This is a genomic window from Sagittula stellata E-37, assembly GCF_039724765.1.
In the GTDB taxonomy this organism is placed as follows: Bacteria; Pseudomonadota; Alphaproteobacteria; order Rhodobacterales; family Rhodobacteraceae; genus Sagittula; species Sagittula stellata.
Genome location: NZ_CP155729.1, coordinates 1,599,990 through 1,616,801, shown reverse-complemented (window position 1 = coordinate 1,616,801; position 16,812 = coordinate 1,599,990). Strand labels below are relative to the sequence as shown.

Genomic DNA, 16,812 nt, shown 5'->3' with positions numbered 1-16,812 from the left:
ACGACATGCCCGGCCCACTTTCTTTCGATGAACTCAAGGCACAGGTCGACGGCGGCCTCGTGGACACCGTGCTGGTGTGCGCGGTCGACATGCAGGGCCGCCTGATGGGCAAACGTTTCCACGCCGGGCACTTCGTCGCCTCGGCCTGGGAAGAGACGCATTGCTGCAACTACCTGTTCGCCACCGACCTCCAGATGGCCACCCCGGAGGGCTACGAGTCGACCTCGTGGGAGAAGGGCTATGGCGACTACGTGATGAAGCCGGACCTCTCCACGCTGCGACCGATGCCGTGGCTGGACGGCACGGTGATGGTGCTGTGCGACATCCTCGACCACCACACCCATGAAGAAGTGCCGCACACGCCGCGCGCCATGCTGAAAAAGCAGGTGAAGCGGGCGGAGGCCATGGGCTTCACCCCGATGATGGCGACCGAACTGGAGTTCTTCCTGTTCGAGAAGTCCTATCCGGAGATCCGCAAGTCGGGCTTCCGCGCGCTGGAAACGCTGGCGGGCTACAACGAGGATTACAACATCATGCTCACCACGCGGGAGGAGCACGTGCTGCGCCCCGTGCGGAACCACCTGTGGGCGGCGGGCATCCCGATCGAGAATTCGAAGGGCGAGGCGGAGACCGGGCAGGAAGAGCTGAACATCAAGTACGCCCCGGCGCTCGACACTGCCGAGTACCACACCATCGCCAAGCACGCGATCAAGGAGATCGCGCACCAACAGGGCCACGCCGCGAGCTTCATCGCCAAGTGGCACGAGGACAAGGTCGGCTCCTCCAGTCACGTCCACATGTCGCTTTGGGAGGGCGACAAACCGGCCTTCTTCGACGAGGCGGACAGCCTCGGCATGTCGGGGCTGATGAAGCACTACGTCGCGGGGCTGCTGAAGTACGCGCCCGACGTGACCTATTTCCTGGCCCCCTACATCAACAGCTACAAGCGCTTCCAGGTCGGCACCTTCGCCCCCACGCGGGTGATCTGGTCCATCGACAACCGCACCGCCGGATTCCGTCTGTGCGGCGAGGGCACCAAGGGCGTGCGCATCGAATGCCGTGTCGGCGGGTCGGACCTGAACCCCTACCTTGCCATGGCCGCGCTGCTGGCGGCGGGCCTGAAGGGCATCGAGGACAAGCTGGAACTCGAAGACGCCTACAGCGGCGACGCCTATTCCGGCAATGCCTCGCGCCTGCCCGCCACCCTGCGCGACGCGCGGCGCGAACTGTTGCAGTCCGACATGCTGCGCGCGGCCTTTGGCGACAAGGTGGTGGTCCACTACGCCCGCGCGGCGGAGGTGGAGATCGAGGATTTCAACCGCGTCGTGACCGACTACGAGATCGCGCGCGGATTCGAGATGTCGTGACCGGGCGGTCCCGTCTTGGGACACCCGAACTGATCCAGAGGATGGAATGACAAATACCCTGAAATGTATCTCGCCCATCGACGGCAGCGTCTTTGCGGAGCGCCCGGTGCTGTCGCTGGACGAGGCGAAGGCCGCAGCGGCGAAGGGCCGCGCGGCGCAGGCCGCATGGGCGGCGCGTCCAATCGAGGAGCGTATCCGTCTCGTGATGGCCGGTGTCGCCACCGTGGGCGCGATGAACGACGAGATTGTGCCGGAACTGGCGCACATGATGGGCCGCCCGGTCCGCTTTGGCGGCGAGTTCGGCGGCTTCAACGAGCGTGCCACCTACATGGCCGAGATCGCCGAGAGCGCGCTGGCCCCGATCGAAGTGGGCGAGGACGCAACCTTCAAGCGCTACATCAAGCGGGTGCCGCTGGGCGTCGTGTTCGTGGTGGCGCCGTGGAACTACCCCTACATGACGGCGATCAACACCGTCGCGCCCGCGCTGATCGCGGGCAACACTGTCATGCTGAAACACGCCACGCAGACCCTGCTGGTGGGCGAGCGCATGGCAAAGGCGTTCCATTCGGCGGGCGTGCCCGAGGATGTGTTCCAGAACGTCTTCCTCGACCATGACACCACGTCCGATCTGATCGCGGCCAATGCATTCGACTTCGTGAATTTCACCGGCTCCGTCGGTGGCGGCAAGGCGATGGAGCGCGCAGCGGCGGGCACCTTCACCGGCACCGGGCTGGAGCTGGGCGGCAAGGACCCGGGCTATGTCATGGAAGACGCGGATCTGGATGCCGCCGTCGACACGCTGATCGACGGGGCGATGTTCAACTCCGGTCAGTGCTGCTGCGGGATCGAACGGATCTATGTGCATGAGGCGCTGTTTGACGCCTTCGTCGAGAAGGCCGTGGCGGTGGTGAAGGGCTACAAGCTGGGCAACCCGCTGGACAAGGAGACGACCATAGGCCCGATGGCCAACGTCCGCTTTGGCGCCGAGGTGCGCGCCCAGATCGCCGAGGCGCTGGACGCCGGGGCCACGGCCCATATCGACACCTTCGCGGAAGACGACGGTGCCGCCTACCTGACGCCGCAGATCCTGACCGACGTGACCCACGACATGCGGGTGATGCGGGACGAAAGCTTTGGCCCCGTGGTCGGCATCATGAAGGTGAAGGACGACGAGGAAGCGATCCGGCTGATGAACGACAGCGACTTCGGTCTGACCGCGTCGCTCTGGACCTCCGACATGGAGCGGGCCGAACGCATCGGCGACCGGATCGAGACCGGGACAGTGTTCCTGAACCGCGCCGACTACCTCGACCCCGGCCTGTGCTGGACCGGCTGCAAGCAGACCGGGCGCGGCGGCGGCCTGTCGCAGATCGGCTATCACAACCTGACCCGGCCCAAATCCTACCACCTGAAGCGGCTCGGCACCGCATGACATCGGCGCGCCTTCGGGCCGTCACATCGAACAACGCAGACATCGAGAAGGTGACCACATGAGTCTCACCGGAAACTGGTCCTACCCGACCGCCATCAAGTTCGGCGCGGGCCGCATCAGCGAATTGCCCGGCGCCTGCGCGCAGGCGGGCATCACGCGGCCCCTGCTGGTCACCGACCGCGGGCTGGCCGATCTGCCGATCACGGCGCAGACGCTCGACATTCTGGAACAGGCGGGGCTGGGCCGCGGGCTGTTCGCCGAGGTCGATCCGAACCCCAACGAAAAGAACCTCGACGCCGGGGTGAAGGTCTATCGTGACGGCGGCCATGACGGCGTGATCGCCTTCGGCGGCGGCTCTGGCCTCGACCTTGGCAAGATGGTGGCCTTCATGGCCGGGCAGACGCGCCAGGTGTGGGATTTCGAGGACATCGGCGACTGGTGGACCCGCGCCGACGCGGCGGCCATCGCCCCCATCGTCGCCGTGCCGACCACCGCCGGGACCGGGTCGGAGGTCGGGCGCGCGAGCGTCATCACCAACTCGGAAACCCACGAGAAGAAGATCATCTTCCACCCGAAGGTGCTGCCCTCGGTGGTAATCTGCGACCCGGAGCTGACCGTGGGCATGCCCGCGATGATCACCGCCGGAACCGGCCTCGATGCCTTTGCCCATTGCGTGGAGGCGTTCTCCTCCCCGTTTTATCATCCGATGAGCCAGGGCATCGCGCTGGAGGGCATGCGGCTGGTGAAGGACTACCTGGCCCGCGCCTACCAGAACGGCCAGGATCTGGAGGCACGGGCGCAGATGATGTCGGCGGCGATGATGGGGGCCACGGCCTTCCAGAAGGGGCTGGGCGCGATCCACGCCATGAGCCACCCCATCGGCGCGCATTTCAACACCCACCACGGAACGACCAACGCGGTCTGCATGCCGACGGTGCTGGACTTCAACGCCGAAGCCATCCGCGAGCGGTTCGACATGGCGTCGGCTTATCTTGGGATCGCGGGCGGCTTCGACGGGTTCCGCGCCTTCGTGCAGGAGCTGAACGACAGCCTGGGCATACCGCGCCGCCTGTCGGATCTGGGCGTGACCGAAGAGGCCATCCCGGCGCTGGTCAAGGGCGCGATCATCGACCCGTCTCGCGGCGGCAACCCGGTGGAACTGACGGAAGAGAACCTCGAAGAGCTGTTCCGCAGCGCGCTGTAACACCGCCCTGAGACGTCTGTGCGCGGCGGCCCGCCCGCCGCGCACATTCCCCTGGGGCCGTGGCGCAGATCGTGCCGCGGCCTCTTTGCTTTTGTGACCTCTGCGATACTGGCGAGATCACGGGCCGGCGAGGTCACGGGGGCGTTCAGGACCGGCGGCGCTTGCCCTTGGTCAGGGTCTTGGACGACAGGCGGCGGGCGTTGGCCCCGGCGCTGGCCTCGATCGGGGCCAGGGCCGCTTCCATCACCGCGCCGTAGCCCTTGTGCCCCGCCATGGCGCGCATCGCTGCCTCCGTGCCGCGCATGAAGGCCGACGGTTTCTCGAACACCATGCGTGTGGCTTCGACCGGTTTCATCGTGCCCATCGCCATCTGCGCGACGCGCACTTGGATCACCGTCCCGGCCGAGATCATCATCCGCGCCCCGGCCATCGTGGCCCGCTGCCACTCGACGGCGGCTTTCATCATGTCTGGATACATTTCGCGACACTCCTGTCTTGCATTGGGAAACCCCTTGCGGGACATGTCGGTTCCGCGCCGCAGCATTCTTTTCCCGCCACCGGACAGGATGCCGCGCCCCCGCCCCTCGTCCCGGTCGCACAGAGGGCTCAGACCACGCCAGAGCGGCGCGCTAACCGGCACCCGACCGATCGCAAAAGCGCGCTCAGCGGCGCGCCAAGGGCATCGGTCCGTGTTGGGAACTGCGTCCAGAACTGTCTCTGCAAAACTGTGTGGAAATGGTACCACCTCCCCGGCTCGAACGGGGGACCTCCTGATCCACAATCAGGCGCTCTAACCAACTGAGCTAAGGCGGCACTGGCAGGCGATTTACAAACTGCGTCCTTGGAATGCAAGCGTTAATCCGGGAATTTTTTCGGCCCCGGCGCGTGCAGGTCGATCTCCCACCCCTGTTCCACCACCGGTCTGCCAAAGCTGATTTTCGGCTCCGACCGGAGCAACCGCCAACCCGTCGCGGCATAGAGCGCACAGGCGGCCTTGTGGCTTTCGTGCGTCCAGAGCACCATCTTCCGATAGCCCGCCTGCCGCGCAAAGGCCAGGTTTTCGGCCAGCAGGCGCCGGCCCAGCCCCTTGCCGCGCGCCTCCGGCATCAGGAAGAAAAGCCGCAGCTTCGCCGCGTCGGGATCGTCGGAGCGGGCGCAGAAGATGCTGCCCAGCCGCGCGCCGTCCTCCCACGCGATGAAGGCCCGTTCCCGCGCCGGATCGAACCCGGCTACGAAATCGTCCAGCACCTGCCGCACCAGAATGGGGAAGCTGTCGTCGAACCCCTCGTCCCGCGCATAAAGACGCCCGTGTTCGGCCACCAGCCAATCCACGTCGCCGTCCGCGAGCCCCCGCAATTCCATCGCCATCGGCGCATCCTCCTGCGCTTGCATCAAAGCGCGGCGCGAACTAACTGACAAGGGCACCGCGAGGGACAGCCATGAGCATCAACGACGAAAGCGAAATCGAGGCCAACCTGCAGATCGGCCCGACCGACCTGGGCATGGTCCGGATGTACATCTTTGCCGGGGATCTGGAGATCCCGATGGACTTCGAGCCCGAAGAGGCCGAGGACATCGCCGAGGAACTGCGCGCCGCCGCCGCCACGGCACGCGGCATGAAACCGAAGAAGAAAAAGCGCTGAACGCAGCCGCAGGGCGTTCTTGCCCTGCCCTGTGCGACCGAGCCGTCCTCAGCCGGGGCCGTCCAGTATCGCGCCCGGATCGCGCAAGCCCTGCAGGCGCCGGGCCGCGTGGAAGGCGAACTTCTGCATCAGGACCTTGCGCCGCGCGCCCGCCAGCTTGGTTTCCGGCGACATGCGGAGGATCTCGGCGTCGTAGCCGTCGGCAACGATCAGGCCGGTGCCCTCGGGCAGAAGATCCGTCGGAAAATCCTGGTCCACGGCCCAGAAGTAGCGGTCGCACCAGTCGAGGTAGCCCTGCCACTTGCTGTCGCACATGAAGTCCGCGCGCGAGGATTTGCACTCCACCACCCAAAGCTCTCCCTTCGGGCCAAGCGCCATCACATCGACCCTGAGGCCGCGCTCCGGCACGAATTCCTCGATCGTCGCGAAGCCGTGTGTCGCGAGGTGGCGGCAGACGCCCCGGGCCAGCACCTGCCCCGGCATCAGGCCGGTTTCCATTAGGGTGTCACGCAATTCCATGCTGAAAACATATGAACAATACGTGAACAAATGCAACCCCCACGGAGAGGGACGTTGCAAATCGCGCCCGGGAGGTCATGTTTTACGGGCCGGTCGATTTTGGCCGACGCTTATGGAGACCGCATGAGCCAGAGCCAACGACAGGATGCCGTGCCCCTCAGCCGGGAGGCTGCACGCGGTGTCCGCAATGCCCGCGACCTCGAAGGTCACATCACGTGGCTCGACACGTTTTCCGGCACGGCGCTTGGCGTGCTGTCGGTGGCCTCGGGCATCTATACCTACCTCGGTGTGTCTTCGCTTCTGGACGAGAACGGCGCCATGTCGGTCTTTGCCGCCATCGCCTATTCCACCGCCGTGTCCGTGGGCATCTTCGTCTTCTGGTCGTACATGCTGCGGCTTTTCCCGGCCGTCACCACGACGCGCGCCCGCACCGGTCTTCTGGCCGCCATGGGCATGGGCAGCCTCGCCATCGTCGCCATGTCGTCCTGGCTGAACGCTGCGGCGCTGGCCGGATCGGCGGCGGTGGAGCAGCACCTCGCCAAGACCGTGCAGGATTACCAGACGGCGCTTGAACGCGCGCATGAGATCGCCCTGACCGGACAGGCGCTTGAACGCGACGTGGCCCGCGTGCGGCAGTCGTTCGAGGACCTGTCGGAACTGGAGGCGCAGGGGTCTCTCTCCGGCCTGGCCGGGCGCGGCGCGGTGTTCCGTGTGCTGCGCCAGAAATCGGCGGAACTGTCGGCGCTGGAAACCCAGATCGCAGAACAGACGCCGCTTGTCGAAAGCGCCTTTACGGAGGGCAACACCATCCTGTCGCGGATGCGCGCCCTGACCGTGGAGCCAGGCAGCGTGGAGGCCCGCTCCATCGAGTTTTCCGAGGCCGCCGTGCGCCTTCAGGGTTTGATCACACAACTTCGGCAACTGTCGGTGGCGCAGCTTGTGGAGCGGGCGGCGCAGGACCTCGCCGCCTCGGTCGTGCTGCCGGAGCTCGACAGTTCCACCGCCGCCGGGCGGGCCGACCAGTCTGCCACCATCACGTCGGTGCTTGAGGTGCTGGGCAGCCGCGCCGCGACGCTGGAACGGGCGGCGCAGAACGTGCAGGCGCTGGAAAGCCCGACCGACGTGACCTACACGCCGATTTCCGCCGCCGACGCAGTGATCCTTTATGCCCGCAATTTCGTGCCGTCCTGGGCGGGGGCCATCGCCATCGACCTTCTGCCCATGGTTCTGGTGTTCATCCTGGCGATCACCCACGGCGCGATCCGCCACGGGCGCGACGGTACGGGGATCGAGGACACGCTGACGCTGGCCGAGCTGCGCGCCGCCGTCACCGCCTTGCGCGACGTGGAGCAGCTTTCGGCCCCGCCGCCCCCTGCCACCACTGCGGCCCCAACGGTGCTGACGCCGGACGCCGCCCCGAAACAACCGCAGGAGCCGCCACGCGAGGCCGCTGAATGAGCGTCGGAGGAGCGCCATGCGGGCCGGCGTCGCCCGCTCGTGGGACGGACTGGATCGGTGCGGGAGGGACTGTCTGTATCTTGTCGCGCATCACCGCGACGGACCGCGTCTTGTCTCGCATCACCGCGACGGGCCGCGTCTTGTCGCGCATCACCGCGACGGTCCGTGTCTTGTCGCGCATCACCGCGACGGTCCGTGTCTTGTCGCGCATCACCGCGACGGTCCGTGTCTTGTCGCGCATCACCGCGACGGTCCGTGTCTTGTCGCGCATCACCGCGACGGGCCGCATCATGCCGTGCACCCGCACTCAAGGCGCCATCCGGGCCACCCGTCCGTCCCCCCCGGGAAAGGCACGGCCATGAGCACCCGCACAGCCCGCCCGGTCGCCCGGACGCTTGCCGCCGTGCTGATCTTTCAGGTCGGCATCGGCGTGCTGCTGGTGCTGGGCGACATTCGCAGCGCGCCCTTCTCGCTGCCGTTCTCGTCGCCGCAGGCCCCGCGACTGTCAGAGCCTGTGCGCCCCGGCGACCAGCGCCGCACCTTCAACCCGTCCCGCGACCGCCCCACGGTCCAGCCCAGCCGCGATCCGGGCGAATTGCCCGACCGGCTGACGCTGACCTACGAGGACGCCACGTGGCGGCTGGAGGGGGCGATTGAAGACGGCGACGCGCAGCGCCTCATGCCGCAGATAACCGCCGCCGATCCAAAGATCGAAACCCTCGTGCTGCAATCCCCCGGCGGGTCCGTGCGCGACGCCATCGACCTTGGCCGGCACCTGCGTGCCTCCGGGATCGCGACAACCGTGCTGTCGGGCGAAATCTGCTACTCCGCCTGCCCCTACCTCTTCGCGGGCGGCACGACCCGCACCGCCGAACCCTCTGCCTCGATTGGCGTGCACCAGCACTACTTCGGCGAAAGCACGATCCTGCCCGCTTTTGTCGCGGTCGAGGATATCCAGCGCGGTCAGGCCGAGGTCATGACCTACCTCGACGACATGGGGGTCGACGTGCGGGTCATGAGCCACGCGCTGGCGACCCCCTCGAACGAGATCTACATCCTGCTTCCCGAGGAACTGGAACGCTACGGGTTCACCACCCCGGAGACGTGAGGCAGCACACCTGCCCCGATGAGACGCCCGTGTGCCCCGGTCTGCGGCCCCCCAGTCGCGGATGTTCCTGCAATGTGTTTCGGGTGGTCGCGAAGGCTCCCGACGGCGCATCGGGCGGTACGTCTCGGACCCGCACATGACACTTTCCTCCCGATGCCGTCTGGGCTTTTCCGCCGGGTCGTTTTGCGCGCCCTTCACGAAATCGACAGGATGGACTTGCCGAGGCCGCGTCCCGGGCTTACCTGAGGCACTGGCGGGTTCTGCCCCTCACGTGAACGGGTACATTCCGGTGGCCTTAAGCAAATCCGAGGGAGCTGGCTCTGGCGTAGCCGTGGCTTCGTTACCTGGCGCCCACCTGTATATACAGGTCCTCGGGAATGCGTCACCCACACGGTCGTGGTGGTTCCCGCCGCTCATCGGGCCGGCCGCAAATTCTTCGCCGAAGAATTTGCGGCGGCACCGACTGCCCTTCGCACAGATGTACCGAAAAAGGCGCCGGCCTCTCCGCCCGCGCCCTCACAAATTTTCGACGAAAATTTTGGGCCCTGCGGCCCGGTCGGCACCTCAACGACGACGGAAGGCCCTGTCCCCTGCGCTCTTCTTCTCCACCGGCACGCGCAGCGCCAGAGGGGCAGGCAGATGCCCCGGCTGCCGCTTGCCGCCGCCTGGCGTGTCGTCCTCGCCCATGCGCATGACCGAGATCGCGAATTGCACGCCAGCAAAGACGATGCCGTTGGCGAAGAACAGCATCGCCACCGCGATCCAGCCCACCGGCGAAGTGCTCACAAGGTGCCAGAGGTTCGCCACATTGGCCCAAAGCAGCAGCCCCACGAAGATCGCCGATAGCCCGAAGCCCGCGCAGACCTGCAGGATGTAGAGTCGGATAAGTTTCGGCATGGCGCCCTCCATCATATTCGAGATGCAAGATACATCATGCGCAGACCAAGACAAGGGTGCACGGCGCCGCAGGGACGCCATGACCGACGCCGGCCTGCGCGGACATCACGCCGCGCGTGGCAGGCGCGCGTATCTTGCGTTGTGAAGACCCTTCAGGGTGCCTGGCCCCCGCGCGCCCCGACCTTCCGATGGGGTTGCGCCTTGCCACCGCGCGGTTCGGGTCAGAACGCCTCGGGCTTCGCCTCGCGTGCCATGTGGTCGAGCACGGCATTGACGAATTTCGCTTCCTTGCCGTCCGGGTAGAAGGCCACAGCCACGTCCACGTATTCGACGATCACCACCTTCGGCGGCGTGTCGGTGGCCACGAGTTCCGCCCCCGCCGCACGGAAGAGCGCGCGCAGCACCGGGTCGATGCGGGCGATGGGCCATTTCGCCACAAGCGCACGGTCGGTCATCTGGTCGACCTTGGCCTGCCAGTTCAGCGCTTCTTCGATCACGTGAGAAAACAGCGAAACATCGCCGTCGAGCATCTCGGTCCCGTCGTCGTCGTCGACCGCGCCAAAGCGGAACTCCAGGAACTCCCGGCGGACCTTGTCGACCGGAATGCCCGATTGCTCCATCTGGTAGAGCGCCTGCACGGCATAGAGCCGGGAGGCGGAGCGCATCTTGCGCTTCTGGTTACCGGACGGCTTGCCCGGCTGCGGTTTGGGCGCGTTCGCCTCGCTCATGCGACTGGACCTTTCCCGGACGTGGCGATCTCGTACTCGCCGCCGGACGGACGGAATCCGACGCCCTTCCGGGCCCCGCCGAACTTCCGTGCGATTGCAATAAGATGAAGGGCTGCCGCCGCTGCGCCGCCGCCCTTGTTCTGGCCATCCGATTCGGCGCGGACAGCGGCCTGATCGTACGTCTCGACCGTGAGGATACCGTTGCCGATGCACAGGCCCTGCAGGCCCAGCAGCGCCAGCGCGCGCGACGAGTCGTTGCAGACCGTCTCGTAATGCGTCGTTTCCCCGCGGATCACGCAGCCCAGCGCCACGTAGCCGTCGAAGTTGGACATGCGTTCCGCGATGCCGATGGCGGTCGGGACTTCGAGCGCGCCGGGCACCTCGATGATCTCGTGCCAGCCGCCGCAGGCTTCGACCTCGGCGATCGCGCCCTTCACGAGCTGGTCGGCGATGTCCTTGTAGTAGGGCGCCACGACGATGGCGATCTTCACCGGCTTGTCGAATTCCGCGCGCGGCAACGTGTAGTGGGTTTCGTTCGATGCCATCAGCCAAGCTCCGAAATCTTGCGGGTTTCAACGATCTCCAGACCGTAGGCGTCCAGCCCGACGACCTTCGGCTTCGGCGAGTTGGTCAGCAGAATCAGTTTCGACAGGCCCAGCGACGACAGGATTTGCGCGCCGAGGCCATACTGGCGCAGCGTCTTCGGAGAAACCTCCTCGCCCACGTCCAGCTTCGTCGAGGTGTCGCGCAGCAGCACAACGACGCCGCGCCCTTCCTCGGCCACGGCGTTCATCGCTGTGCGGAATTCGTCCGCCCGGCCCTTCAGCCCGGCGCCCACCACATCGAGCATCGGGTCCAGCGCGTGCATCCGCACCAGCACGGGCGCATCGTCCGAGAGATCGCCCTTCACCAGCACGATGTGTTCGTCGCCATGGGTCTCGTCGGTGTAGATCCGCATGGTCCACTCGCCGCCGAACTCGGACTGGACGACCTCTTCGGTGCGCACCTTCACGAGGTTGTCGTTGCGGCGGCGGTACTTGATGAGGTCGCTGATGGTGCCGATCTTGATGCCGTGCTTCTGGCCGAAGGCGATCAGCTCCGGCAGGCGGGCCATGGTGCCGTCGTCGTTGATGACCTCGCAGATCACGCCGGAGGGGTTCAGCCCCGCCAGCCGCGAGACGTCCACCGCCGCCTCCGTGTGGCCGGCGCGGACCAGCACGCCGCCGCGTTTGGCGCGCAGCGGGAAGACATGGCCCGGGGTCGCGATATCCGCCGGCCCTTTCGCGGAATCGATGGCCACCTGCACGGTGCGCGCCCGGTCGGCTGCGGAAATACCGGTGGTGACGCCTTCGCGCGCTTCGATGGAGGTGGTGAAGGCGGTCTCGTGCCGGGACGAGTTGTTCGTCGACATGAGCGAAAGGCCAAGGTCCTCGATGCGTTCCGGGGTCAGGGCCAAACAGATCAGGCCACGTCCGTAGAGCGCCATGAAGTTGATCGCGTCCGGCGTCGCCCATTGCGCGGGGATCACGAGGTCGCCCTCGTTCTCGCGGTCCTCGTGGTCGACCAGAATGAACATGCGACCGTTGCGTGCGTCTTCGATGATCTCCTCGACAGAGGAAATCGCATCGCGCCAGTTGTGCTCTACCGGGCCGGGGTTCTCGTAATCGGTCATAGCGTCTCGCCTCACTCAGGTCAGTCGCGGGATAATCCAGCGGGCACCTAAAGGCCAGAGGCTATGGCGTCCCACCGCCCCACGGGCACGCAGGGTCTTTCCCGAAAAATCGCACGATACGCCCGAAGGTCAGCCGAACCCGGCTGCCGGTCGAACCTGACCGTCAGTCGAAGATGTCGTCGAGCAGGTCGAAGGCCTCGTGCAGGAGACCCTTTTTCCGTTTCTTCCGTGTCTTCGAGGATTTGCGCAACGCCGTTTCCACCAGATCGAAAGGCGAATGCGCAGCGCGGCGTTTGCCCTTCCTACCTTTCTGCGGCATGCGATGTGCCTCTGGACGGACGGCGTCGGCGCGCAGCTTCTTCAGGTCGTGCAGCGGCGCCCCGCAGGAGGAACAGGCCAGTTCATGCGTCTGGTCGCCTTTCAGGACCAGCGCGGCGCGGGTTCCGCAATAGCAGCATGTGGCGATCTTGGTGTTCGGCATGCCCCTGACCTATGTACGCCGGGCGGGCGGGACAAGCCGCGACAGGTCGGGCCGTCAGGCCCGAACGGCATAAAGCGCCACCGCAGCCGCGTTCGACACGTTGAGCGAGCCGAATTCGCGGGCGAAGGGGATCTTGACCAGGGCATCCACCGTCTCGCGCGTCTTGGGGCGGAGGCCCGGCCCCTCGGCACCAAGGACCAGTGCGATGGGCCGGTCGCGCTTGCCTTCCACGGCGTCCTCGATGGTCGTCTCCGCTTCGCCGTCGAGGCCGAGCACGATGTAGCCGATGCCCTGCAGCGCGGTGATGGTGTCGGCGAGGTTGCGTTCGCGCAGGTAGGGCTGGCGTTCCAGCGCGCCGCTTGCCGTCTTGGCCAGAGCGCCGGTCTCGGGGGCGGCGTGGTGGCGCGTGCCGATCACCGCCTGCGCGCCGAACACCTCGGCCGAGCGCAGGATGGCGCCGACGTTGTGCGGGTCCGTGACCCGGTCGAGCAGCACCAGCCGCAGCGCGCCCTCGCCCGAGAGCGCCACGTCCTCCAGTTTGCCCCAATCCAGCGGTTTGACCTCAAGCGCGGCGCCCTGATGCACGGACTGCGGATCGAGCGGTGCGGCAAAGCGGCGGGGGTCGCTGATCTCGGGCTCCATCCCGGCCTCGGCCACGGCATCGCCCAGCTTTTCGGCGGCGTTGGGGGTCAGGATCAGGCGCAGCTTGACCCGGCGCGGGTTCAGGAGGGCATCGCGGACGGCGTGATGGCCAAACAGCCAGACGGTTTCCGCGGCAGAGGCGCGCTTGGCCTGTTCCTTCTCGACCACCCATTTCGGTTTCTTCGCCATGTCGCCTGCACCGCCCTTCGCAGCCTGTCCCAGAGAGCGTTCACTCATGCACGCGCGCAGGGTGGATTCCAAGGGATTTTCCTGTTGACGCCCCTTTGGGCCGGTTGTAATCAGCCCCCCACGTCCGGGGCCGCTGGCCTGCACGGACGCCCGGTGGGCGACAGGCCGCAAGGTGTGGCAGGGGACTGTAACTCCCTCGCGGAGACGCACGCTTGGTTCGATTCCAAGGTCGCCCACCATCTCCACTCTCACATCTACGCCTGACCCTGGACCGGGTCGCGTCGTGTCGGGATGTGTCGTGTGGTTCGTCCATTCATCCCTGAACCGAGGCCATGCACACTTCGCGGTTGTCCGACTCGGGGACCATCGTGCACCGTAGCGTCACCCTGCATCCAACGGGAGGACGCCAATGGACCGCCGCTCTTTCATCACAACCTCGCTGCTGGCCGCCGCCGGCGCCCTGACCGGCCTGCGAATCGCGCCAGTCGCCGCGCAGTCGGGCGCCCCCGGCATCGCCGTCGCGCAAAGCTTTCCCGTCGGCGGCGCGACCGTCACCGCCTTTTCCGACGGCTTCCTGCCCATCACCGCAGAAGCGCTGCAGGGCATCACGCCCGAAGACTTCAAAAGTCTCCTTCAAGCCGCCTACATCGACGGCGACGGCCATCCGAGCGGCGTCAATGCCTACCTGATCGAGACCGGCGGCGAACGCATTCTCGTCGACACCGGCACCGGGCAGCTGATGGGACCGGGGCTGGGACAGCTTGGCGCCAACATGGCGGCCTTCGGCTTGGACCCCGCCAGCATCGGCCGGATCGTCGCAACCCACCTGCACCCCGACCACATCGGCGGCATCCTCGGGCCGGACGGCAATCCCTACACCGGGGCCTCGCTGACCGTCAGCCAGCCCGAAATCGATTTCTGGCAGAGCGACGAGATCCGCAACGGCGCGCCGGAACAGTTCCACCCCTTCTTCGACCAGGCGCGGGCCGCCGTGGGCGCCTTCGGCGACCGGCTGGAGGTCGTGGCAAAGGACGCCGATCTGGGCAACGGCATCACGCTGGTGCCGCTGCCGGGCCACACGCTGGGACACACCGGCGTGATGCTGGAGAGCGAGGGCAGCCAGCTTCTGATCTGGGGCGACATCGTGCACGTCGGGCCGGTCCAGTTCGCCCGCCCCGAGGTCACCATCGTCTTCGACACCGCCGCCGACATGGCCGCGGCAACCCGGGCCGACATCCTCGCCCGCGCGGCGGCGGACCGGATGCAGATCGCCGGGATGCACATCGCCTTCCCCGGGATCGGCTATGTCGAAAAGGCGCAGGAAGGTTACCGCTTCGTGCCGCGCGCCTTCCCCTACGGCTGAGCCCTAAGGCCGGTTGGGGCGTCAGCGGCGCCCCCCGGCCACGGCGCTGACCGCGAACAGCAGGGCCGCCGCGCAGACCACCGCCGGTCCGGCGGGCAGGTCCAGCACCCATGCGCCCCACAGCCCGCCAAGCGCCGACAGGACGCCAAGCGCCGCCGTCCCGGCCAGCATCACCTCGGGCGTGCGCGACCACGGGCGCGCCGCCGCCGCCGGGATGATGAGCAACGCACCGATCAACAGCGCGCCCACCACCTTCAGCGCCACCGCCACGACCAGGGCGAGCGCCAGCATCAGGATCAGCCGCTCGCGCTTGGGGTCTATTCCCGCGGCAAAGGCCAGATCCTCGGACACGGTGGAAGTCACCAGCGCCTGCCAGCGCCAGCCGATGAGTGCCGCGACCACCGCGCCGCCGCCCCAGATCACCGCAAGATCGACCTTGCCCACCGCAAGGATGTCGCCGAACAGGTAAGCTTCGAGGTCGAGGCGCGGCCCCTCCAACAGAGACACCGCGACCAGACCGAAGGCCAGCGCGCCGTGGGCCGCCACACCCAGCACCATGTCGGCGCCATAGCCACGCCCCGCCAGCCGCGCCACCGTCAACGCCATGACCAGCGCCACCACCAGCGTCCCGGCAAAGACCGGCGCCGAGATGGCCAGCGCCAGCGCCACGCCCAGCACCGCCGCATGCGCCGTGGCGTCGCCGAAATAGGCCATGCGCCGCCAGACGACAAAGACGCCCAGGGGGGCCGCCGCCAGCGCCGCCCCGACCGCCGCCAACACCGCACGCACCAGGAAATCGTCAAGCATCAGTGGGCGCCCTCGTGCGTGTGCGCATGGTCGCGGGGATGGGTGTGATCGTGATCGCAGCCGTCGTGCCGGTGCGAATGCTCGTGCCGGTACAGCGCCAGCGCGCCCTGCGTACCGGTGCCAAACAGCGCGCGGTATTCCTCTGCCTGCGCCACCGTCTCCGGATGGCCTTCGCAGCAGATGTGGCCGTTCACGCAGATCACCCGGTCCGAGGCGCTCATCACCACGTGCAGCTCGTGGCTGACCATCAGGACGGCGCATCCCAGCCGGTCCCGCACCTCTTCCAACCGGCGGTAAAAGGCCGCCTGTCCCGGCTGGTCCAGCCCGGTTGTCGGCTCATCGAGGATCAGCAGGTCGGGACGGTCCAGCAGCGCCCGCGCCAGCAGCACGCGCTGGAACTGTCCGCCCGACAGCTCTGTCAGGGCGCGGTCCTCCAGATCCCCTGCCCCGGCCTCGTCCAGCGCCACCCGCCGCGCCTCGGCCGGCACCTTGCGCGGCAGGTTCAGGAACCGGCCCACGGTCATCGGCATCGACGCATCCAGCCGCAGGCCCTGCGGCACGTAGCCCACGCGCAGGCCCGGCTTCCGGGTGATCCGGCCCGACGCCGGCGGCAGCGCCCCGATCAGGGCGCGCAACAGCGTCGACTTGCCGGACCCGTTTGGGCCGACCACGGTCACGATCTCGCCGGGGTGAATGCTGAACCAGACCCGCTCCAGCACCACGCGCCCGCCTTGCGCGACGTCCAGAGCCTCCGTCCAGATGAGCGTTGCGGTCAAGCCTGCGCCTCTCGCGCCGCCTCGGGATGCTCCTGGCAGCTCGGGCAAAGCCCCTCGGCCTCGATCGCGACGCGCTCGACCTCGAAGCCCACTTCGCTCGCCGCGTTTCTCAGCGCCCGTCCGGCCCGCCATGCGGGGGTTTCCGCGACCGAGGAACAACTGCGGCAGATCAGGAAGGTCGGGGCGTGGCTCTCGCCCGGAGCGGCACAGGCGATGAAGGCGTTCAACCGCTCGATCCGGTGCGCCAGCCCGTTGGTCACCAGGAAATCCAGCGCCCGGTAAGCCACCGGCGGCTGCGAGCCGAGCCCCTCCTCGCGCAAATGATCCAGCACCTCGTAGGCGCCCATGGCCCGGTGTTTCTCCAGCAGGATCTCCAGCACGCGGCGCCGCACCTTGGTCAGTTGCAGCCCCTGCTCGTCGCAAAGATGCTCCGCCGCACCCATCGCGCTGGCAATGCACTGGGTGTGGTCATGCGCCTCGAAGCCCTTGGTTTCCATGCCTGTTCTCCCGCCTGACGTCCGCTGTT

At 67.2% G+C, this 16,812-nt stretch carries 19 protein-coding genes, 2 tRNA genes and 1 other RNA gene; 9 read left to right on the top strand and 13 right to left on the bottom strand.

Annotated elements, in window-relative coordinates; genetic code table 11:
* The first annotated feature begins 5 nt into the window (after positions 1 to 5).
* The 3 genes from ABFK29_RS07740 to ABFK29_RS07730 are packed head-to-tail and all read left to right on the top strand — an operon-like array spanning position 6 to position 4,003.
* Positions 6 to 1,367, top strand: a complete 1,362-nt coding sequence (locus ABFK29_RS07740; protein ID WP_005856711.1) for a glutamine synthetase family protein — start codon at positions 6 to 8, stop codon at positions 1,365 to 1,367.
* A 46-nt stretch (positions 1,368 to 1,413) separates the two neighbouring features.
* Entirely contained in the window at positions 1,414 to 2,799 is a 1,386-nt protein-coding gene (locus ABFK29_RS07735) for an aldehyde dehydrogenase family protein (protein ID WP_005856709.1), read from the top strand.
* 58 nt (positions 2,800 to 2,857) lie between these two features.
* Positions 2,858 to 4,003 (top strand): iron-containing alcohol dehydrogenase, encoded by a 1,146-nt coding sequence (locus ABFK29_RS07730; RefSeq protein ID WP_005856707.1) that lies wholly within the window; start codon positions 2,858 to 2,860, stop codon positions 4,001 to 4,003.
* A 145-nt stretch (positions 4,004 to 4,148) separates the two neighbouring features.
* Here ABFK29_RS07730 and ABFK29_RS07725 read toward each other — a convergent pair whose 3' ends face one another.
* The 3 genes from ABFK29_RS07725 to ABFK29_RS07715 all read right to left on the bottom strand — a co-directional run bounded on the left by ABFK29_RS07725 (position 4,149) and on the right by ABFK29_RS07715 (position 5,371).
* Complete coding sequence (locus ABFK29_RS07725; protein ID WP_005856705.1) at positions 4,149 to 4,481, bottom strand: hypothetical protein; 333 nt, start codon at positions 4,479 to 4,481, stop codon at positions 4,149 to 4,151.
* Between the two features lie 258 nt (positions 4,482 to 4,739).
* Positions 4,740 to 4,816 (bottom strand) — tRNA-His (locus ABFK29_RS07720).
* Positions 4,817 to 4,858: 42 nt separating this feature from the next.
* Positions 4,859 to 5,371 carry a GNAT family N-acetyltransferase gene (locus tag ABFK29_RS07715; RefSeq protein WP_050772372.1) on the bottom strand — a complete coding sequence of 171 codons (513 nt, stop codon included), beginning with the start codon at positions 5,369 to 5,371 and terminating at the stop codon, positions 4,859 to 4,861.
* A 71-nt stretch (positions 5,372 to 5,442) separates the two neighbouring features.
* On the opposite strand from ABFK29_RS07715, the gene ABFK29_RS07710 reads away from it, so the two are divergent.
* The gene (locus ABFK29_RS07710; RefSeq protein ID WP_005856701.1) at positions 5,443 to 5,646 is read left to right on the top strand and encodes a DUF6324 family protein; all 204 of its coding nucleotides are present in this window, start codon (positions 5,443 to 5,445) and stop codon (positions 5,644 to 5,646) included.
* Positions 5,647 to 5,694: 48 nt separating this feature from the next.
* Here the strand turns inward: ABFK29_RS07710 and ABFK29_RS07705 are convergent, their stop codons facing one another.
* Positions 5,695 to 6,144 (bottom strand): MmcB family DNA repair protein, encoded by a 450-nt coding sequence (locus ABFK29_RS07705; protein ID WP_005856699.1) that lies wholly within the window; start codon positions 6,142 to 6,144, stop codon positions 5,695 to 5,697.
* A 144-nt stretch (positions 6,145 to 6,288) separates the two neighbouring features.
* Here ABFK29_RS07705 and ABFK29_RS07700 point away from each other — a divergent pair, with 144 nt between their 5' ends.
* The 3 genes from ABFK29_RS07700 to ssrS all read left to right on the top strand — a co-directional run bounded on the left by ABFK29_RS07700 (position 6,289) and on the right by ssrS (position 9,141).
* Complete coding sequence (locus ABFK29_RS07700) at positions 6,289 to 7,623, top strand: hypothetical protein (RefSeq protein WP_005856697.1); 1,335 nt, start codon at positions 6,289 to 6,291, stop codon at positions 7,621 to 7,623.
* 358 nt (positions 7,624 to 7,981) lie between these two features.
* Entirely contained in the window at positions 7,982 to 8,731 is a 750-nt protein-coding gene (locus ABFK29_RS07695; protein ID WP_005856693.1) for a hypothetical protein, read from the top strand.
* Between the two features lie 254 nt (positions 8,732 to 8,985).
* Positions 8,986 to 9,141, top strand: a non-coding RNA gene (gene ssrS, locus ABFK29_RS25150) — 6S RNA.
* 154 nt (positions 9,142 to 9,295) lie between these two features.
* Here ssrS and ABFK29_RS07690 read toward each other — a convergent pair.
* The 6 genes from ABFK29_RS07690 to rlmB all read right to left on the bottom strand — a co-directional run bounded on the left by ABFK29_RS07690 (position 9,296) and on the right by rlmB (position 13,340).
* Positions 9,296 to 9,628: a hypothetical protein gene (locus ABFK29_RS07690; RefSeq protein ID WP_040604310.1), complete on the bottom strand. Its 333-nt coding sequence runs from the start codon at positions 9,626 to 9,628 to the stop codon at positions 9,296 to 9,298.
* Positions 9,629 to 9,849: 221 nt separating this feature from the next.
* A complete protein-coding gene (gene nusB, locus ABFK29_RS07685) occupies positions 9,850 to 10,356 on the bottom strand; it encodes a transcription antitermination factor NusB (protein ID WP_005856689.1) in 507 nt (168 codons plus the stop codon).
* Complete coding sequence (locus ABFK29_RS07680) at positions 10,353 to 10,901, bottom strand: 6,7-dimethyl-8-ribityllumazine synthase (RefSeq protein ID WP_005856687.1); 549 nt, start codon at positions 10,899 to 10,901, stop codon at positions 10,353 to 10,355. The genes nusB and ABFK29_RS07680 overlap by 4 nt, the downstream gene beginning before the upstream one ends.
* Complete coding sequence (gene ribB, locus ABFK29_RS07675) at positions 10,901 to 12,028, bottom strand: 3,4-dihydroxy-2-butanone-4-phosphate synthase (RefSeq protein WP_005856686.1); 1,128 nt, start codon at positions 12,026 to 12,028, stop codon at positions 10,901 to 10,903. Before ribB ends, ABFK29_RS07680 begins: the two co-directional genes overlap by 1 nt.
* 163 nt (positions 12,029 to 12,191) lie before the next feature.
* Positions 12,192 to 12,509 carry a hypothetical protein gene (locus ABFK29_RS07670; protein WP_005856684.1) on the bottom strand — a complete coding sequence of 106 codons (318 nt, stop codon included), beginning with the start codon at positions 12,507 to 12,509 and terminating at the stop codon, positions 12,192 to 12,194.
* Between the two features lie 54 nt (positions 12,510 to 12,563).
* Positions 12,564 to 13,340, bottom strand: a complete 777-nt coding sequence (rlmB, locus tag ABFK29_RS07665) for a 23S rRNA (guanosine(2251)-2'-O)-methyltransferase RlmB (protein ID WP_040604309.1) — start codon at positions 13,338 to 13,340, stop codon at positions 12,564 to 12,566.
* Positions 13,341 to 13,495: 155 nt separating this feature from the next.
* Here rlmB and ABFK29_RS07660 point away from each other — a divergent pair.
* Positions 13,496 to 13,579 (top strand) — tRNA-Tyr (locus ABFK29_RS07660).
* A gap of 170 nt (positions 13,580 to 13,749) precedes the next feature.
* Positions 13,750 to 14,703 (top strand): MBL fold metallo-hydrolase, encoded by a 954-nt coding sequence (locus ABFK29_RS07655; RefSeq protein ID WP_005856680.1) that lies wholly within the window; start codon positions 13,750 to 13,752, stop codon positions 14,701 to 14,703.
* A gap of 21 nt (positions 14,704 to 14,724) precedes the next feature.
* Here the strand turns inward: ABFK29_RS07655 and ABFK29_RS07650 are convergent, their stop codons facing one another.
* The 3 genes from ABFK29_RS07650 to ABFK29_RS07640 are packed head-to-tail and all read right to left on the bottom strand — an operon-like array spanning position 14,725 to position 16,783.
* Entirely contained in the window at positions 14,725 to 15,510 is a 786-nt protein-coding gene (locus tag ABFK29_RS07650; RefSeq protein WP_005856678.1) for a metal ABC transporter permease, read from the bottom strand.
* On the bottom strand, positions 15,510 to 16,286 hold the full coding sequence (locus tag ABFK29_RS07645; protein ID WP_005856676.1) for a metal ABC transporter ATP-binding protein: 777 nt from the start codon (positions 16,284 to 16,286) through the stop codon (positions 15,510 to 15,512). Before ABFK29_RS07645 ends, ABFK29_RS07650 begins: the two co-directional genes overlap by 1 nt.
* Entirely contained in the window at positions 16,283 to 16,783 is a 501-nt protein-coding gene (locus ABFK29_RS07640; RefSeq protein ID WP_005856674.1) for a Fur family transcriptional regulator, read from the bottom strand. The genes ABFK29_RS07645 and ABFK29_RS07640 overlap by 4 nt, the downstream gene beginning before the upstream one ends.
* Positions 16,784 to 16,812: the final 29 nt, after the last annotated feature.

What these genes read in the sequence shown, in the direction of transcription:
- ABFK29_RS07740 (WP_005856711.1), top strand. Translation starts at nt 6, where the DNA reads ATGCCCGGCCCACTTTCTTTCGATGAACTCAAGGCACAGGTCGACGGC.
- ABFK29_RS07735 (WP_005856709.1), top strand. Translation starts at nt 1,414, where the DNA reads ATGACAAATACCCTGAAATGTATCTCGCCCATCGACGGCAGCGTCTTT.
- ABFK29_RS07730 (WP_005856707.1), top strand. Translation starts at nt 2,858, where the DNA reads ATGAGTCTCACCGGAAACTGGTCCTACCCGACCGCCATCAAGTTCGGC.
- ABFK29_RS07725 (WP_005856705.1), bottom strand. Translation starts at nt 4,481, where the DNA reads ATGTATCCAGACATGATGAAAGCCGCCGTCGAGTGGCAGCGGGCCACG.
- ABFK29_RS07715 (WP_050772372.1), bottom strand. Translation starts at nt 5,371, where the DNA reads ATGGCGATGGAATTGCGGGGGCTCGCGGACGGCGACGTGGATTGGCTG.
- ABFK29_RS07710 (WP_005856701.1), top strand. Translation starts at nt 5,443, where the DNA reads ATGAGCATCAACGACGAAAGCGAAATCGAGGCCAACCTGCAGATCGGC.
- ABFK29_RS07705 (WP_005856699.1), bottom strand. Translation starts at nt 6,144, where the DNA reads ATGGAAACCGGCCTGATGCCGGGGCAGGTGCTGGCCCGGGGCGTCTGC.
- ABFK29_RS07700 (WP_005856697.1), top strand. Translation starts at nt 6,289, where the DNA reads ATGAGCCAGAGCCAACGACAGGATGCCGTGCCCCTCAGCCGGGAGGCT.
- ABFK29_RS07695 (WP_005856693.1), top strand. Translation starts at nt 7,982, where the DNA reads ATGAGCACCCGCACAGCCCGCCCGGTCGCCCGGACGCTTGCCGCCGTG.
- ABFK29_RS07690 (WP_040604310.1), bottom strand. Translation starts at nt 9,628, where the DNA reads ATGCCGAAACTTATCCGACTCTACATCCTGCAGGTCTGCGCGGGCTTC.
- nusB (WP_005856689.1), bottom strand. Translation starts at nt 10,356, where the DNA reads ATGAGCGAGGCGAACGCGCCCAAACCGCAGCCGGGCAAGCCGTCCGGT.
- ABFK29_RS07680 (WP_005856687.1), bottom strand. Translation starts at nt 10,901, where the DNA reads ATGGCATCGAACGAAACCCACTACACGTTGCCGCGCGCGGAATTCGAC.
- ribB (WP_005856686.1), bottom strand. Translation starts at nt 12,028, where the DNA reads ATGACCGATTACGAGAACCCCGGCCCGGTAGAGCACAACTGGCGCGAT.
- ABFK29_RS07670 (WP_005856684.1), bottom strand. Translation starts at nt 12,509, where the DNA reads ATGCCGAACACCAAGATCGCCACATGCTGCTATTGCGGAACCCGCGCC.
- rlmB (WP_040604309.1), bottom strand. Translation starts at nt 13,340, where the DNA reads ATGGCGAAGAAACCGAAATGGGTGGTCGAGAAGGAACAGGCCAAGCGC.
- ABFK29_RS07655 (WP_005856680.1), top strand. Translation starts at nt 13,750, where the DNA reads ATGGACCGCCGCTCTTTCATCACAACCTCGCTGCTGGCCGCCGCCGGC.
- ABFK29_RS07650 (WP_005856678.1), bottom strand. Translation starts at nt 15,510, where the DNA reads ATGCTTGACGATTTCCTGGTGCGTGCGGTGTTGGCGGCGGTCGGGGCG.
- ABFK29_RS07640 (WP_005856674.1), bottom strand. Translation starts at nt 16,783, where the DNA reads ATGGAAACCAAGGGCTTCGAGGCGCATGACCACACCCAGTGCATTGCC.